The sequence below is a fragment of the Paenibacillus sp. NPDC056722 genome, from assembly GCF_042790635.1.
GTDB lineage: Bacteria > Bacillota > Bacilli > Paenibacillales > Paenibacillaceae > Paenibacillus_AQ > Paenibacillus_AQ agri.
In genome coordinates this window covers 211,409-227,327 of sequence record NZ_JBHTYV010000002.1, presented here as the reverse complement: position 1 = coordinate 227,327, position 15,919 = coordinate 211,409, and the positions used below count along the sequence as shown (strand labels likewise).

At 47.6% G+C, this 15,919-nt stretch carries 13 protein-coding genes; 11 read left to right on the top strand and 2 right to left on the bottom strand.

What is annotated here, in order from left to right; genetic code table 11:
• Positions 1-82 precede the first annotated feature (82 nt).
• The 5 genes from polA to ACFRAM_RS05515 all read left to right on the top strand — a co-directional run bounded on the left by polA (position 83) and on the right by ACFRAM_RS05515 (position 5,766).
• Positions 83-2,749: a DNA polymerase I gene (gene polA, locus ACFRAM_RS05535; protein WP_379464914.1), complete on the top strand. Its 2,667-nt coding sequence runs from the start codon at positions 83-85 to the stop codon at positions 2,747-2,749.
• A gap of 50 nt (positions 2,750-2,799) precedes the next feature.
• Complete coding sequence (gene mutM / locus ACFRAM_RS05530; RefSeq protein WP_379464913.1) at positions 2,800-3,645, top strand: DNA-formamidopyrimidine glycosylase; 846 nt, start codon at positions 2,800-2,802, stop codon at positions 3,643-3,645.
• A gap of 190 nt (positions 3,646-3,835) precedes the next feature.
• Entirely contained in the window at positions 3,836-4,600 is a 765-nt protein-coding gene (locus ACFRAM_RS05525; RefSeq protein ID WP_379464912.1) for an MntP/YtaF family protein, read from the top strand.
• Between the two features lie 9 nt (positions 4,601-4,609).
• Positions 4,610-5,206: a dephospho-CoA kinase gene (gene coaE / locus ACFRAM_RS05520; RefSeq protein WP_379464911.1), complete on the top strand. Its 597-nt coding sequence runs from the start codon at positions 4,610-4,612 to the stop codon at positions 5,204-5,206.
• On the top strand, positions 5,203-5,766 hold the full coding sequence (locus tag ACFRAM_RS05515; protein WP_379464910.1) for a lytic transglycosylase domain-containing protein: 564 nt from the start codon (positions 5,203-5,205) through the stop codon (positions 5,764-5,766). The genes coaE and ACFRAM_RS05515 overlap by 4 nt, the downstream gene beginning before the upstream one ends.
• Before the next feature lie 72 nt (positions 5,767-5,838).
• Here the strand turns inward: ACFRAM_RS05515 and ACFRAM_RS05510 are convergent, their stop codons facing one another.
• Positions 5,839-6,057: an alpha/beta-type small acid-soluble spore protein gene (locus ACFRAM_RS05510; RefSeq protein ID WP_066374239.1), complete on the bottom strand. Its 219-nt coding sequence runs from the start codon at positions 6,055-6,057 to the stop codon at positions 5,839-5,841.
• A gap of 166 nt (positions 6,058-6,223) precedes the next feature.
• On the opposite strand from ACFRAM_RS05510, the gene nrdR reads away from it, so the two are divergent.
• Positions 6,224-6,700 carry a transcriptional regulator NrdR gene (gene nrdR, locus ACFRAM_RS05505; RefSeq protein ID WP_066374240.1) on the top strand — a complete coding sequence of 159 codons (477 nt, stop codon included), beginning with the start codon at positions 6,224-6,226 and terminating at the stop codon, positions 6,698-6,700.
• Between the two features lie 162 nt (positions 6,701-6,862).
• On the opposite strand, the gene ACFRAM_RS05500 is transcribed toward nrdR, so the two are convergent.
• Positions 6,863-7,498, bottom strand: coding sequence for a TetR/AcrR family transcriptional regulator (locus ACFRAM_RS05500; RefSeq protein ID WP_379464909.1), 636 nt, complete (start codon positions 7,496-7,498; stop codon positions 6,863-6,865).
• A 731-nt stretch (positions 7,499-8,229) separates the two neighbouring features.
• Between ACFRAM_RS05500 and ACFRAM_RS05495 the strand changes: the two genes are divergently transcribed.
• The 5 genes from ACFRAM_RS05495 to ACFRAM_RS05475 all read left to right on the top strand — a co-directional run.
• On the top strand, positions 8,230-10,077 hold the full coding sequence (locus tag ACFRAM_RS05495; protein ID WP_379464908.1) for a hypothetical protein: 1,848 nt from the start codon (positions 8,230-8,232) through the stop codon (positions 10,075-10,077).
• Positions 10,078-10,392: 315 nt separating this feature from the next.
• Complete coding sequence (locus tag ACFRAM_RS05490) at positions 10,393-10,638, top strand: helix-turn-helix transcriptional regulator (RefSeq protein WP_379464907.1); 246 nt, start codon at positions 10,393-10,395, stop codon at positions 10,636-10,638.
• Positions 10,639-11,133 (top strand): hypothetical protein, encoded by a 495-nt coding sequence (locus ACFRAM_RS05485; RefSeq protein ID WP_379464906.1) that lies wholly within the window; start codon positions 10,639-10,641, stop codon positions 11,131-11,133.
• A gap of 495 nt (positions 11,134-11,628) precedes the next feature.
• Positions 11,629-12,585 (top strand): tRNA dihydrouridine synthase, encoded by a 957-nt coding sequence (locus ACFRAM_RS05480; RefSeq protein ID WP_379465522.1) that lies wholly within the window; start codon positions 11,629-11,631, stop codon positions 12,583-12,585.
• Positions 12,586-13,178: 593 nt separating this feature from the next.
• Positions 13,179-15,919, top strand: a 2,741-nt coding sequence (locus ACFRAM_RS05475; protein ID WP_379464905.1) for an NHL domain-containing protein, incomplete at its 3' end; no start/stop codon positions are given.

The window sequence follows — 15,919 nt, the reverse complement described above, 5'->3', positions numbered from 1 at the left end:
GTGATGGGCGAAATCGTTTCGTCTTCGTACGGCCATATGTTAAAATGGTGAAAGTATGCAACATAAAAGGGTGGGTGCAACAATGGATAAATTGATTCTAATAGATGGCAACAACGTTATTTACCGGGCGTTTTTTGCAATGCCTCCTCTAACGAATACGGCTGGACAGCAGACGAATGCCGTGTACGGGTTCACAACGATGCTGCTTCGTCTCATAGAGGAACATAAGCCTACGCATATGATCGTGGCATTCGATGCTGGCAAGATCACGTTCCGTCATGAAGGATACCAAGAATATAAGGGTGGGCGGCAAAAAACACCGCCGGAGCTGTCCGAACAGTTCCCGCTGCTGAAAGACCTGTTACGCAACCTCGGCGTGCCTCAGTTCGAAATCGAGAGCTATGAAGCCGATGACATCATCGGAAGTATCTCCCGCAAGGCGGACGAGGCAGGTCGTGAGGTGATGATCGTCTCAGGGGACAAGGATATGCTGCAATTGGCTTCGGAGCATACGACCGTTGCCTTGATCCGCAAAGGCGTTACCGAAATTGAACTGTATGGTCCGGAACAGATTCGTGAGAAATATGACCTGACCCCGGAACAGATTATCGACCTTAAAGGACTTATGGGCGACGCCAGTGACAACATTCCCGGCGTACCAGGTGTCGGCGAGAAGACTGCACTGAAGCTGCTGCATCAATTCGGCTCTGTGGAAGGGGTTATTGCAGGCACTGGAGAGCTTAAAGGCAAGATGAAAGAGAAGCTCGAGGCACATGCAGATGATGCCATCATGAGTAAGAAGCTGGCGACGATCTACCGCGAAGTTCCACTGGAACATGGCTGGGAGGATATGGTCTTCACAGGGCTGAACCGCGAGACTGCAGGCCCGGCGCTGGCGAAACTGGAATTCAAATCACTGCTGGAACGCCTGTCCCTGAGTGGTAGCGCCCCTGCTTCTGAGGGAGAAGAGGCTACGGAAGCCCAGGAAGCTGAGCTTGAGATTACCATTGTGGGCGAGGAAGAACTGGACGACCTGATTGCAGCACTGCCTGGTATCTCCGCACTGCATGTGGAGTCGAACGGGGACAATCCGCACCGTGCTGAGGTGATCGGCATTGGGCTGTCTTCGTTGGATCGGCATTACTATGTGCCGTTTTCCCTGTTGCAAAGTCCAGCTGCTGCCAAGCTGCGGGGTTGGCTGGGGGACGAGCATACCCCGAAGAGCGGCTACGATTTACACCGGGCTGATCTGGCCCTCCACTGGCAAGGGATTCCTTTTGCCGGGGCGGCGAAGGATGTACAGCTGGCAGCTTATCTGCTGGATCCGACGGAAGCCAACCAGGATCTGAGTGACCTTGCGGCTAAATACGGCCTGCCACGTCTGGCTACGGACGAAAGTGTATTCGGCAAGGGCGCCAAATACAAGGTGCCAGAGCTTGAGGTTCTGGGCCACCATGTGGCTAGGAAGAGTGCGGCAGTGCTAGGAATTGTCCAGAAGCAGGAAAAGGAACTGGACAAGACAGACATGAACGGTCTGTTCGATGATCTGGAGATGCCGCTATCGCGCATCCTGGCCGACATGGAGAAACAAGGGATTGCCGTGAACAAGGAGGATCTGAAGGAGCTCGGTAAGGAATTCGAAGCTCAGATCGCCAAGCTTGTCGCAGAGATCTATGAGATTTGCGGCACGGAATTCAACCTGAACTCTCCGAAGCAGCTTGGTGAGATTTTGTTTGTGAAGCTGGGGCTGCCTGTCGTCAAGAAAACGAAGACCGGATACTCTACGGATGCCGAGGTGCTGGAGAAGCTGGCTCCTTATCATGATGTTGTGCGGCTGATCCTGCAATACCGGACGATCGCCAAGCTTCAATCCACTTATGTGGAAGGGCTGCTCAAGGAAATTTCACCAGATACGGGCAAGGTCCATACGTTCTACCGCCAGACTATTGCGGCAACCGGACGACTAAGCAGCCAGTTCCCGAATCTGCAGAATATCCCGATCCGCTTGGAAGAGGGGCGCAAGCTCCGCAAAGTGTTTGTACCTTCGGAGCCGGGCTGGTCCATTCTGGCCGCGGACTATTCCCAGATCGAGCTGCGGGTTCTGGCGCATATCTCTGACGATGAGCGGTTGAAGGACGCTTTTCTGCATGACATGGATATTCATACGAAGACCGCGATGGATGTCTTTGGCGTGACTGCCGAGCAAGTGGATAGCAACATGCGCCGCTCTGCCAAGGCAGTAAACTTCGGTATCGTGTACGGTATCAGCGATTACGGCCTATCGCAGAACCTCAATATTCCGCGGAAGGAAGCCGCCCGGTTCATCGAGCAATATTTTGAAGTATTCCAGGGCGTTCGCCGTTATATGGATGAGATTGTGGTGGAGGCGAAGAAGAACGGATACGTCACCACACTGCTGGAACGCCGTCGCTACCTGCCGGAGATTAATGCCAGCAATTTCAACCTGCGTTCCTTTGCGGAGCGTACAGCGATGAATACACCGATTCAAGGTACAGCCGCAGATATTATCAAACTGGCGATGGTCCATATGGACAAGGCACTGTTCGAACGCGGATTGAAGAGCCGCATGTTGCTTCAGGTACACGATGAACTTGTGTTCGAGGTGCCAGCGGAGGAACTGGAGCTGATGAAGGTGCTGCTGCCTGAGGTCATGGAAGGCGCACTTAAACTTTCGGTTCCGCTCAAGGCAGAGGTAAGTTATGGAAGCAACTGGTATGAGGCGAAATAGAACCCCCGCGTGCCTCCGATATCCGGTATAATGGAGTAGAGGTGAGAACTATGCCGGAATTACCGGAAGTCGAAACAGTGAAGAGAACACTTAACGAATTAGTTAAAGGAAAGCAGATAGAGAACGTCACCGTCCGCTTGGCGCGGATTATTCAGCGCCCGGATGATACAATGGCCTTCGCGCACATGCTGGCGGGTCATACCATTGAAAAGGTAGAGCGTAGAGGCAAATTTTTGCGGATCTTGCTGGACGGTCTTGTGCTGGTCTCCCATCTGCGGATGGAAGGCCGTTACGGACTGCATGGCAGTGATGAGCCGCTGGACAAGCATACACATGTTATTTTTCATTTTACAGATGGTACCGAGCTTCGCTACACAGATGTGCGCCAATTTGGCACGATGCACCTGTTCCAGCCGGGGGAGGACCTGAGTCTGCCGCCGCTGAATAAACTGGGCGATGAGCCGCTCGAGCCTTCTTTTACCCCGGAACGGTTCAGGGAGATCCTGTCTGGAAAAAGCACCAAAATCAAATCCCTGCTGCTGAATCAGGAATATGTGGTCGGCATTGGGAATATCTATGTAGACGAATCGCTACACCGTGCAGGCATTCACCCGGAGGACAGCCCTAAAGCGCTGAGCCGGGAACAGCTCGACAAGCTTCATCATGCGATTGTATCCACGCTTACGGAAGCCGTCAATGCTGGAGGCTCCTCCGTCAAATCATATGTGAACGGCCAAGGGGAGAGTGGTACTTATCAGCAGCAATTGCTGATCTATGGCCGCAAGGACCAGCCTTGTGCCGTCTGTGGTACATTGATTGAGAAGAGTGTGGTCGGCGGCCGTGGGACGCATTATTGTCCAAGCTGCCAACGTGTCAGTACAGTTCTGGCTCGGTAATCAATTTTATACACCGGCTTGCCGGATCTTGCCTGAGTTCTCAATGTAGTATTTTGAACTTCATCCCAAGCTGCAGATGGTTGACACCCTCAATGTGTCCCGCCCATATACTGTGTGAAGAATGCTTTAATCAAGCGAACGTCTTGCTTATTAGATTAGGCAGGACGGTTCTTCACGGGAGGGATTGCGGGTGCTCAGCCCATTTTTATCATTGCTGTTATTGGCGTTGGCCCTGAGTCTGGATGGATTTGGTGTAGGCATTACATATGGTTTGCGAAAAATGAAAATACCGCTGCTCTCGATTCTGATCATCTCGTTCTGTTCTGGCATCGTCATCTATATCTCCATGCAGGTTGGCGTGTTGCTGGCTCAGGTGGTATCACCCAGTATCGCTTCGAGCGTAGGCGCAGTCATCCTTGTCCTGATGGGTTGTTGGTCATTGATTCAATCGCGAATTCAGAAGGAGAAAGAGGATCTAAGTGCTGAACAGCAAGAACAGGAGACCGCACAGATTTCCACAGTCAGTATCTCTGAACTTTCGTCCGAAGACGAATATGGGGAAGTAGCTGCTGAGTGGGAAGGTTATGATGATGAGCGCGCTCAGCCAGCGAAACCGGCTGTATATTCGCTGGAGCTGCGGAGGCTCGGTATCGTGGTACAGATCCTGCGCACGCCTTCCTCGGCGGATATGGATGCTTCGGGAAGCATTTCGCCGGTGGAGGCGATGGTACTCGGAATTGCATTGTCACTGGATGCGTTCGGTGCAGGACTGGGTGTCGCACTGCTTGGGTTCAACCCGGGCTGGACGGCGGTCACGATTGCGTTGTTTAGCGGAAGCTTTCTAATCATGGGCATGAAGACAGGATTCAAGTTCGCCGGAAGCTCCTGGATGAAGCATGCCGCTATCCTGCCTGCTTTAATGTTGATTGTTATGGGAATAATGAAGCTGTTATGAGGTGAGTACATGATCATGGGCTTAACCGGAGGCATTGCATCCGGAAAAAGCACAGTGTCAGCACTGTTCGTGAACAAGGGAGCCAAACTGGTGGATGCCGATGCCATTGCCAGGGAAGTGATGCTGCCCGGACACCCGGTGCTGGCTGCTGTCGTTGAACATTTCGGAGAGGATATTCTGAACCCGGATGGAACGCTCGACAGGGCGAAGCTTGGGAACATTGTCTTTCATGAGCCGGAAGCCCGCCAGAAGCTGAATGGTCTGACTCATCCGGCGATTCGCCAGGAGATCAAGGACCGGATGTACCGCATGGAGCAGGAAGCGCCGGAGACGATGATTGTGGTAGATATTCCGCTGCTGTTTGAGTCAGGGCTGGAAGGTCTTTTTCAGGACATTATTGTAGTATATGTTCCTCGTGAAATTCAACTGACCCGCTTAATGGAACGGAACAGTCTGACTCAGGAGCAGGCGGAGAGCCGTCTGCAATCGCAGATGGATCTTCAGGAGAAGACGGGCAAGGCAAGTTACGTCATTGACAACAGCAAGGATCTTGAGCATACTGAGGCCCAGGTTCTTGCTTTGTGGGACAGGCTGGGGTTGTCATGAGCTGGCTGCGCAAAAAAAGAGTCCTGCTTCTCCTGTTCATCGGCTTCACAGGTATTCTGTTCCTCAGTACGAACTGGATGTCGTGGTTTTATCCGATTCATTATAAAGAAGAGATCCGCAAGCACAGCACGACCTACGAGATTGATCCATTCCTTGTGGCGGCGATTATCCGGGTGGAGACAAACTTCAAGACTGGAAAAGAGTCGAAAAAAGGGGCGATCGGTCTCATGCAGCTGATGCCGGATACGGCCAAATGGGCTATGGAAAAGGCCAAGCTCCCCGATGTATCGCTGGAGCGGCTGAAGCATGAGCCATCCGTCAACATTGAGCTTGGGGCCTGGTATCTATCCTCGCTCTCTCGTCAGTTTGACGGCAATCGTACGGCAGTTATTGCTGCTTATAATGCTGGTCCGGGCAATGTCCAGAACTGGCTGAAGCAGGGGACCTGGGACGGTACGGAGGATAATGTAAAAGATATCCCGTTTGGCGAGACACGTCATTATGTCCAGCGGGTGATTTACTATTATAATCAGTACACGGATATCTATAAGGGATTTTAGTTGTGCATATGAAAAGAAGTATTAAACAGCCCGTGAGCTGTTTAATACTTCTCTAGTCAAGCTATAGGCAGATTAGTGAACTTGACCTGCCAGTTGTTGTTCAGCCAGAGTTACAAGACGTTTAGTGATGTAACCACCGATCGAACCGTTTTCGTAAGAAGTTTTATTGCCATTGTATCCGTCTGCAGAAAGCGTGATACCCAATTCTTGAGCAACTTCGTATTTCAATTGTTCCAAAGCTGCGCGGGAATTAGGAACTACCAGGTTGTTGGAGTTGTTGTTTTGGCCCATTGCTGTTCACCTCCTATCGGTTGGTAACTGTATTATGTGCCGGACTTGGCAGATTCATTACAATAAACAAACGGTGAATTATGGAAAAAGAGATTGTGTTCGATCGCAGTCAGGTGCGTACTGGAACGGGACGCACACCATTTTGCAAAAGGAAGTGATTAAGCTTATGAAATGCCCTTACTGCGATCATACAAATACCAAGGTGCTTGATTCACGTCCGGCCAACGAGAATAAGTCCATCCGCCGCAGGCGGGAGTGTGAGCGCTGTAGCAAGCGTTTCACAACGTTTGAGATGATCGAAGAGACTCCGCTTATTGTAATTAAGAAGGATGGCAGCCGCGAGGAATTCAGCCGTGATAAAATCCTCCGTGGATTGATCCGTGCCTGTGAGAAGCGTCCTGTGCCTGTGGAGCGCCTTGAGGTCATCGTGTCGGAGGTTGAGAAGACTTTGCGCGGGATCGCCCTGGCAGAGATCGAGAGCCGTCAAATCGGCGAGCTCGTGATGGAACAGCTCTATCCAGTGGATGAAGTTGCATACGTCCGCTTCGCCTCTGTGTACCGTCAGTTCAAGGATATCAACATGTTCATGAAGGAACTGAAGGGCCTGCTGTCCAAGACAACGGGTGAGTTGGAGAGTCTGTAAAGAGTCTTGCTGCATCGCTGCTAATTTGGAGATACCATCTGCAGATATCAGGAGCGGCCGAGATGTCGTTAGAATAACTGAAAAATAGCCCGCCACATTAACTTGTGGCGGGCTATTTGGCTTTTCATCATTGAAAGATAAATTCAATTAGGGGAGTGCATTTTATTCTTGAGACATCGGAGTATGGTAAATGTGGAGACTAATTCGGGTCATCTCAGTCGTGGATATTGCGAAGTCGGAGTGAATCCATTTGGAGATCGCATTATATAATGCTCCGGCTTTAAAGTATACCCGGTACCTGCTTTCGTCTGTTGGGTCATGCGCGTTAGACAGCATCATTTCATTCAAGCAATCTAAGATCACATAATCAAACTTGGCGCTTTGCAAGGCTCTGTAAATATCACGCTGCTTAAAAATAACTTCAAAAAGCACGCTAATAAACTTTTCAGGCTCCTTGGCCTTGCCTGTTAATTCATTGGTGTAAGGCAAGAGCCTTTGATTAATCTCGAAAATAAGCGAATCGACCAGATCCACCAGTATCTCCTGTTTGGAGGAATAGTTGTTGTAATAGGCGGTTCGGGAAACCCCGGCACGTTTCACAATATCAGTAATGCTAATTTTGCTAAAGGGCTGCTCCTGGATCAAGAAGACTAATGCCGTGCAGATGGCTTCCCTGGTCAAGCGATTGGTTTCTTTATTGGAATTATGTTTAGAGGTGTTCGGGCTGTATAATTCATGATTTGCGATGACAATTCCCCTCCATTTGTACGTTCTGGCGTTCGTTTTATTGTTTTTCATGACTCTTTTCAATATGCTAAACCATAAGGCATTACAAATGTAATGTCAAAGTTGTAGCTACATAAGACGAACATAAGAAATAAAAAAGCGAAGATGAGCGAAAGGAGAAGTTTGGAACAGTAGGCGCAAAGCGATCACCTGAACGAGATTTCCATAGGAGAGCTCGCACCGGATCATAGTCTGTCGACAGCAATAGCTATAATTCATGGCTGTTTAAATCCAGGGATGTCATATAGAAGCGGTAAGATTCCCTTCACCAGTCGTCTTAACAGTGGAAAAGAGGGGGTACTTCCCCAACTAACGGCATTTTTGTACCTTATTTTTCAGATATATAGCTAAATGAGGCAAATAAGGGCATTTTTGTATCTTATTTTTCGAAAAAACACCCTGGAGAGGTATTTCTGGAGGATTTAAGGTACAATATTGCACTTAATCTCTACTACCCCCTCGCTGCAGAGGATTTAAGGTACAAAAATGCCGTTAATTACATTTCTATCCGAACTTAAGACTCTCACTTAAATTTCGGTCGTCATTACGGTGAATATTTGGACTTACGGTCGCTGTGATCCCCAGATTTCTTCGATTCAACCGTTTCTAGCGGTTAAAATCTGGGCACAGCTGAGGCATTCGGCGCGGCTTTTCTGCGGAAAGCTTTCAGGCGGTTGCTTTCGCTCCTACAGTTCCAACCATTCCCCTTCGTTCCTTCGCGCTTTTTAAAATGGGAGGGTGTCATGTTAAAAAATTTATACAGACGATTGACAGCTATACTGCTGTTGATCCTGGCATTCTGTGCTACCGTATTTATCGGTCAAGAAACAGTAATCTCGATAGCGACGATTATCATTTTACTGGTTGAATTAGGCATCTCATATTTAGTTTTAAAGAAACGTGAGAAGCTGCAAGTGGTGTTGATCAGCGCCATCGTAACAGAAGGTTTATTCATGCTGACTAAGGAGCTTTGGCTGCTGGCGGTATCTATCCTGCTGCTGATCGTGGCGGGCGTATGGAGAGGACTTTTTGGACAAGCTGTACGAAGAAAAGTTACTGCGTTTATGGTGGTTCGAAAAGTGTTATTCAGTGTTGTCGTTCTTATCGTTAGTGCGCTGTGGGCTCTGGGTATCTATGCGAAGCCGATTACTAAACCTGTGGCATTAGAGGCGGATGTCATTGCGACAATCGATGAACATAGACTGGATTCGTCAGCAGCAATGCTGGAGGATATTGAAGTGATGAATTCCTTTGGAAGCCGTACAACCGGCTCGGAAGGTCATAATAAGTTTATTGCTTGGTTGGAACAGCAGGTAACGGATATGGGGCTGACTGTATACCGTGATCAATATACGTTTGACCGATGGGAAGAAAAGAGCAGCTCTTTGATTATTGATCAGCAGCCCATTCATGTCTCTTCAGCTTTTCCTTATTCCGGGGAAACGGACGAAAAGGGTGTAACTGGGGAACTGGTGTACACGAAGCGTGGTGATTATGAACAGGCAAGCGGAAAAATTGCTGTAGTGGAAATTGAGAATTTTAAAGATTTTCCGATAGGGATCGTCATGAACATGCGGGATTCATCGCCAAAGCAAAACAAAATCGCCCCTAGTGAAGGTGATCTTGTACTCACGACAGCCTTAAAAGAGGCCAAACTGGAGCAAGCGAAGGAAATGGGCGTGAAAGCCGTTATTTTAGTCTGGAAAGGGGTATCCGACGATAAGGTTGAGAAGCAGTATGTACCGTTTACCACCGACTATGCTGGAATCCCTGCGGTTTGGATCAATGAGACAGAGGGGCAAAAGGTGATCAGCGCAGCTAACGAGCACAAAGAAGGCACGGTTATTTTAGAAGCAGATGAACAAAAAAACGCACCGACGGAATCCTTTTATGTGAAGATCGAGGGGAAAAGGAAAGACGAAGCGATTATCATCAATACCCATACCGATGGGATTAATGTTGTGGAGGAGAATGGCGCCGTAGGCATGCTGTCCATGATTCGTTACTTGCAGCAGGAGCAGCTGGAACGGACGATGATCTTTGCTTTTGTGACCGGACATTTCCGGTTGCCGGAGTTCAAAGGGACTTCTCAGGCGACATCCACCTGGATGGAAGGGCACCGTGAGCTATGGGATGGCGAGAATGGCCATATGAAAGCTGTAGCCGGAATTACGGTCGAGCATCTCGGCAGCATGGAATGGAAGGATGACGACACGGGGCATTATGGTCCGACGGGACGTGTAAGTACAGAATATACCTATGCGGGCAATGAAATGATGGCGGCGATCTGGAAGAAGGCTGTTGAGCAGAGAGACGATGCACGTACTGTAATTTTACGCGGACATAACAAGTTTGAGTTCGGGGAGAGTCAGCCTCTTTTTGAAGCGGGTATCCCATTGCTTGGATTTATCCCAATGCCGGATTACCTGCTGACGGATAGTGAGAATAGAGAAATGGACAAATTTGACGTGAAGCTCATGCATGAACAAATTGTCTCGCTGCTAAAAGCGGTCAAACTGGTGGACGGGACGGAGACGACAAAGCTTGGGGTGTCGGATGGGTATTCATTTTTCTATGGTCGAATTAGATAGAATTCAATTGTAGAACTAGAGATATTAAAAAGATATTAGAACAACACCTACAATGAAAATATATATTGTATTGGAACAATGGCTCCCTCACAAGGGGGCCTTTGTTGTATTTACATTGGGTAATTTCTGTTTCTTATTATGCTTATTTTAGTTTAGGCATCAAAAACCGCTGTTTTTTTCATAGGTCTTTCCATTAATATCGGTGACAGATCTAAAGACATACACTTGCCTGTTGAGATTATTTTAATCCACAAAATATTTTATTTAAGGAAATATTTACATTTTAAATAATGTAAAGTATACTTAACGTAAACCTTGCTTTACATTAAGATTACCGTATTTGGAGGGGTTCGTATTAAAAATCATGTCCGGGCATTGCGAAACGAGCATGGCATGACGCAAGAGCAACTGGGTGAGATCATTGGAGTCTCTCGGCAATCGGTCATAGCGATCGAAACGATGAAATACAATCCGTCGCTGGAGCTCGCTTTCAAAATCGCAAAAGCGTTCCACATGTACATTGAGGATGTATTCGTATTTGAAGAAAAGGAGGAGAAGTAGATGTTATACGTAGGCATATATGGAGGTCTGCTGTTCGGGATTGCAGGTTGGTATTTTGGCAGGCGAGGCGCGGTCAAAAATAACGCTCTGGATGAGGTGCTCGCCTATATAGCAGCCAAGTCTCGCTCGATCTCATGGTACTTCACGATTGCGGCGATTTCAGTGTTGCTGTCACTGGAAGTATTAGGATTGTCCATCGGCACAATTCCGTCGCTGGGGATTCTGCTATTCGTTCATCTGGGCAGCTGGGGGCTGATTTCCATCATCCTACATGCTCGTATGACAAACGATCCCGAAGAGACGGGCAAAGGCAAGCTTCAACTCGTGCAGGGCATTGCAGTCGGAGTATCGTTTCTGATCCTGTTTGCCATCATCTCTGTTCTATCAGGCGAAAGACGCTTCCTGCTTGCCGCTATCCCGCCGATTCTGCTGACCGTGATCATTATTATGTCCGTTCGGAGGAAGCATGGGGGAAGCGGGAAGAGGATTGGATGATTAACTCCATATACTCTTACCGATCGAACCTCGCGAAGCAGCCAAATTTATAGTTATTCTCAATGAATATTCGTAGCTGTGTAAATGGCTATCCTTGGTAGAGCGCATCACTGGCAGCGATGAGGTCATGGGTTCGATCCCCTAGGCTTCATCAAACAAAAGCCACTTCATTATTGGACTGCACCCCAATTGTTAGAATCATTGAACATTGGAGCTGCAGTTCAACTCGAAGTGGTTTTTTATTGTTGTTCTGTCTAAAGTCTTGTTTGGATGGTTCGAAAAAAAGAGATGAGATGTTATACTATGTATCCACGGTATATTTATATAGTAGAAGCGTCAATGCTAAATTTGAGTTTTGAGCTTGGATTGTTGAGGCACTTAACACTCATTGTGACGGTTTTGTCGTAGCGTTGGATCTATAGTGAGAGGATTGAGTAAGTAGTGTTAAATAATTTTTGGCGTGATTTACCTCGGCCGTTTTTTATACTTGCACCAATGGAAGATGTAACGGATATTGTTTTTCGGCATGTAGTAAGTAAAGCAGGTAAGCCTGATGTATTTTTTACGGAATTTACAAACACGGAGAGCTATTGTCATCCTAAATTGAGATATGGTGTACGGGGACGGTTAGCATTTACGGAAGATGAACAACCAATGGTGGCACATATTTGGGGGGATAAGCCTGAATATTTCAAGGAAATGAGCATTGGTATGGCTAAGCTTGGTTTCAAAGGTGTGGATATCAATATGGGTTGTCCGGTGCACAATGTTTCCAGAAAAGGTAGGGGAAGCGGCCTTATTCTGCGTCCAGATCTTGCGGCAGATATTATTCAAGCAGCTAAAGCGGGAGGATTACCGGTCAGTGTAAAAACTAGACTTGGCTACTACGATATAGAGGAATGGCGGGGTTGGCTAACCCATATTCTGAATCAAAATATTGCTAATCTGTCTATTCATCTCCGTACAAAAAAGGAAATGAGCTTAGCAGATGCACATTGGGAACTGATTCCGGAAATTAAGGAGCTTCGTGATCGCATAGCACCAGACACCCTTTTGACAATCAATGGGGATATTCCTGATCGAGAAACGGGCTTAAAGCTTGCTGAGCAATATGGTGTGGATGGGATAATGATTGGGAGAGGTATTTTCCATAATCCGTTTGCTTTTGAACAAGAGCCGAGAGAACATAGCAGTGACGAATTGCTTGATCTTCTAAGATTGCATCTTGATCTTCATGATAGATATGCACCAGAATTAACGCTACGTCCGTTTAAAGCCCTTTTACGATTTTTCAAGATCTATGTCAAAGGATTCCGAGGGGCAAGTGAACTATGCAATCAATTGATGAGCACGAAGTCAACGGATGAAGTACGTGAACTTCTTACTGCCTTTGAACAGAATGTTGATGCTGTGATTGAAGAGAATATAAATGAAGAAGTCATTAAGAACTAACAAACGGCAGAAATGCCGTTTTTTTTATTTTCACAATTTGCTATGTCGTTCATATATGTGGAGTACTGCATGTCGCGAGCGCAGAGAAAGTTATTGTTTGAGTAATCCTACCGTTAAGAATTGGGATATCACCTCCATGGTGATTAACGATGAAAAATCCTTGATTTGCCCACCCCATACGAGTCCAAAAGGGATGCCCCCTCAGCAAGATGAGTACATGATACAGAGCTTTCCTGATTTGTGTTATCGCCACATTCCGATAGAGTTGCAATTTCTTGAATCCGCATTATATCTTGTCTCATTGTACGTGGTCAGTTTAGCTGGCGATGTTTATTTGCCCTGCTTTTTGCGTTATTTCGACAGCACTCGATATTTTGTGAGAAATTTGTGAGGCTCGCTTGTTAGAATATTTGCGATAAAGAATAGGGAGGAATAAGACATGATGGTGATCTAGAGATGAACTTTTCTTTTTTAGACGATCATCTCGATAGTGTTGGAACAATAGCTCCAGGTATGAAGAAACTATTAATATGCAATCTCTCGGATCGAATGTGAGTTACATTAAACGAAGCATGCTACAAGGAGGCAAAGAAATGCAACAAAAGGCAAAACAAATCATAGCTTGCGTGCTGGTATTCTTGCTTATTGCGGAAATGCTGCCTGCACTATCTGGCGAAAAAGCCCATGCTGCAAGTAGTGGCATCATCACTACAGTAGCGGGTAATGGTGAAACTAGCTATATGGGAGACGGAGTGGAAGCGAATTTACCTCTCGTCAGATTTTATAACCCACAAGGACTAGCTTTTGACAGCGCCGGGAATCTGTATATTGCAGACTCCCAAAATCAGAGAGTCCGTAAAGTGGATAAATCAGGGATCATCAGTACGGTAGCGGGTAATGGTAACATGGGCTATTCGGGAGACAATGGGCCAGCGCGATCCGCCCAGTTGTTCAATCCAGCAGGTTTAGCTGTGGATAGCAACGATAACCTGTATATTGCCGATACGAGTAACGAGCGAATTCGGAAAGTCGATAAGTCAGGGAATATTAGTACGGTAGCCGGCAATGGTTCTATGGGCTATGCCGGAGACGGAGGGGCCGCGACCTCTGCCCAATTGAACGATCCGTATGGATTAGCTTTTGACAGTAGCGGTAATCTGTACATAGCAGATACGTATAACCATCGAATTCGGAAAGTTGATAAATCAGGCGAAATTAGCACTGTTGCAGGTACGGGAGATTACGATGGTCACAGCGACGTCGGCGATGGAGGAGCTGCGACAGCTGCTAAAATATATTTTCCATATGGAATTACGTTTGACCGCAATGACAATATGTATATCGCAGATCGTAGTACTTTTCGTATACGAAAAGTAGATACGTCGGGGAAGATCAGTACGGTAGCAGGCGATGGTACTAGTGCCAGCACGGGAGATGGAGGAGATGCGACGTTAGCCCAGTTAGTAGGCCCGCGAGGAATTGCTAGGGATGGTAATGACAATCTGTACATCCTGGATGAAAATCAGGTCCGGAAAATCGATATGACATCCGGAAAGATCAGCACGATAGCTGGAAGCGCTACGGGCGGCTATTCGGGCGACGGAGGACCGGCGACTTCTGCTAAATTGTTCATGCCGCAAGGTATAGCTGTGGACAAGAGCGGGACCGTGTACATTTCAGATACTTTAAACCAACGAATTCGGAAGGTGGCAGACGGCTACACCGTTAGCTTTAGTTCAAATGGAGGAACAGGCACAGTGCCTGATCCCATGACGGTGTCCCCAGGACAAGCTTCACCAGCGCTGCCGAATGGCACGGGATTGACCGGACCGGCAGGAAAGAAGAACTTTGACGGTTGGAATACCAAAGCAGATGGAAGCGGAACTAGCTATGAAGCGAATGCAAGCATCAGCAACGTGACATCAGACATTAGACTGTATGCCAAGTTTAGCAATGCTTATACCGTCACGTTTGATTTAAATGAAGGAACAGGCACAGTACCATCCTCCATAAAAATAGGCGAGGGGCCTATTTCACCACCTCTTCCCAATAATATGGGATTCACCGGGCCGACAGGAAAGACCTTTGGCGGTTGGAGTACCAAGGAAGATGGGACCGGAGACCGATATTCGCCGGGAGTTCGCATCCCCTATTTGACATCAAACATTACGTTATATGCGATGTGGTTCGAGGCGTATACCATCACTTTTGATTTGAATGGAGGCACGGGTACCGTTCCGCCTCCTATGACGGTGCTTAAAGGACAAAAGTCTTGGCCATTACCGGAAGGCACAGGAATTATTGCTCCACCAGGAAAAGAATTTGACGGTTGGAATGTGCAGGCGGATGGGCAGGGGAACCGATATGTACCAGGTTTAACAATCTCCGTCTTGTCTGATATGACGCTATATGTTGATTGGTTTTCGAAAAGACTGCCCACATACAACGTACATTTTGATTCGCAAGGTGGTTCTGCAGTAGCGGCTCTTAAGAAAGTGAGTGAAGGATCAACCATCAGTGCGCCGACAGTGCCGACCCGAACAGATTACACCTTTGGGGGCTGGTATAAGGAAGCAACGCTTGAGAATGCGTGGACTTTCGCTACAGATATTGTGACGGAAGATGTTACGTTATATGCAAAATGGACCAGAGAAGTGAAGGTGCCTGCGCCAAGTTTTGAGCCTGTACCAGTTCCACGTCCAGGCACTCGGCCGGGAACCACGGGAATCCCGAATGTAACGCCAGGAACCGGAAATCACCTAGTGGTGAAAGTATCCTCCACTATGATTGAGACGCCGAATACCGGCGATGCAGCACCAACAGGAACGGGAATCATCGATCCATACACGGTGGGAAGCGATATCCCAGGTGTGGATGACAAAGTTAACCGCTATGTTGGTATCTACGAAGTGGATGAAGCGGGTAAAGTCGTTAGATTCACTCTAATTATTCTGGAGTCCAAAGATATTAATAATGGAGCAACTGTGCCAGAATTAGATCCCAAGCCAGCGCCACGTCCTGGTACTGAAACAGGAACCACGGGCATTCCAAATGTAACGCCAGAAACCGGGAATCACCTAGTGGTGAAAGTATCCTCCACTATGATTGAGACGCCGAATACAGGCGATGACGCACCAACAGGAAGCGGAATCATTGATCCATACACGGCGGGTAGTGATATTCCAGGAGTGGATGCGAGAGTTAACCGCTACGTTGGTGTCTATGAAGTGGACGAAGCAGGTAAAGTCGTTAGATTCACTCTAATTATTCTGGAGTCCAAAGATATTAATAATGGAGCAACTGTGCCAGAATTAGATCCCAAGCCAGCGCCACG

Bases quoted from the DNA above. Each gene is read 5' to 3' on its own strand.
- ACFRAM_RS05515 (WP_379464910.1), top strand. From the start codon at position 5,203: ATGAGCTGGCTGCGCAAAAAAAGAGTCCTGCTTCTCCTGTTCATCGGC.
- ACFRAM_RS05495 (WP_379464908.1), top strand. From the start codon at position 8,230: ATGTTAAAAAATTTATACAGACGATTGACAGCTATACTGCTGTTGATC.
- ACFRAM_RS05510 (WP_066374239.1), bottom strand. From the start codon at position 6,057: ATGGGCCAAAACAACAACTCCAACAACCTGGTAGTTCCTAATTCCCGC.
- ACFRAM_RS05480 (WP_379465522.1), top strand. From the start codon at position 11,629: ATGGAAGATGTAACGGATATTGTTTTTCGGCATGTAGTAAGTAAAGCA.
- ACFRAM_RS05485 (WP_379464906.1), top strand. From the start codon at position 10,639: ATGTTATACGTAGGCATATATGGAGGTCTGCTGTTCGGGATTGCAGGT.
- coaE (WP_379464911.1), top strand. From the start codon at position 4,610: ATGATCATGGGCTTAACCGGAGGCATTGCATCCGGAAAAAGCACAGTG.
- nrdR (WP_066374240.1), top strand. From the start codon at position 6,224: ATGAAATGCCCTTACTGCGATCATACAAATACCAAGGTGCTTGATTCA.
- ACFRAM_RS05500 (WP_379464909.1), bottom strand. From the start codon at position 7,498: ATGAAAAACAATAAAACGAACGCCAGAACGTACAAATGGAGGGGAATT.
- polA (WP_379464914.1), top strand. From the start codon at position 83: ATGGATAAATTGATTCTAATAGATGGCAACAACGTTATTTACCGGGCG.
- mutM (WP_379464913.1), top strand. From the start codon at position 2,800: ATGCCGGAATTACCGGAAGTCGAAACAGTGAAGAGAACACTTAACGAA.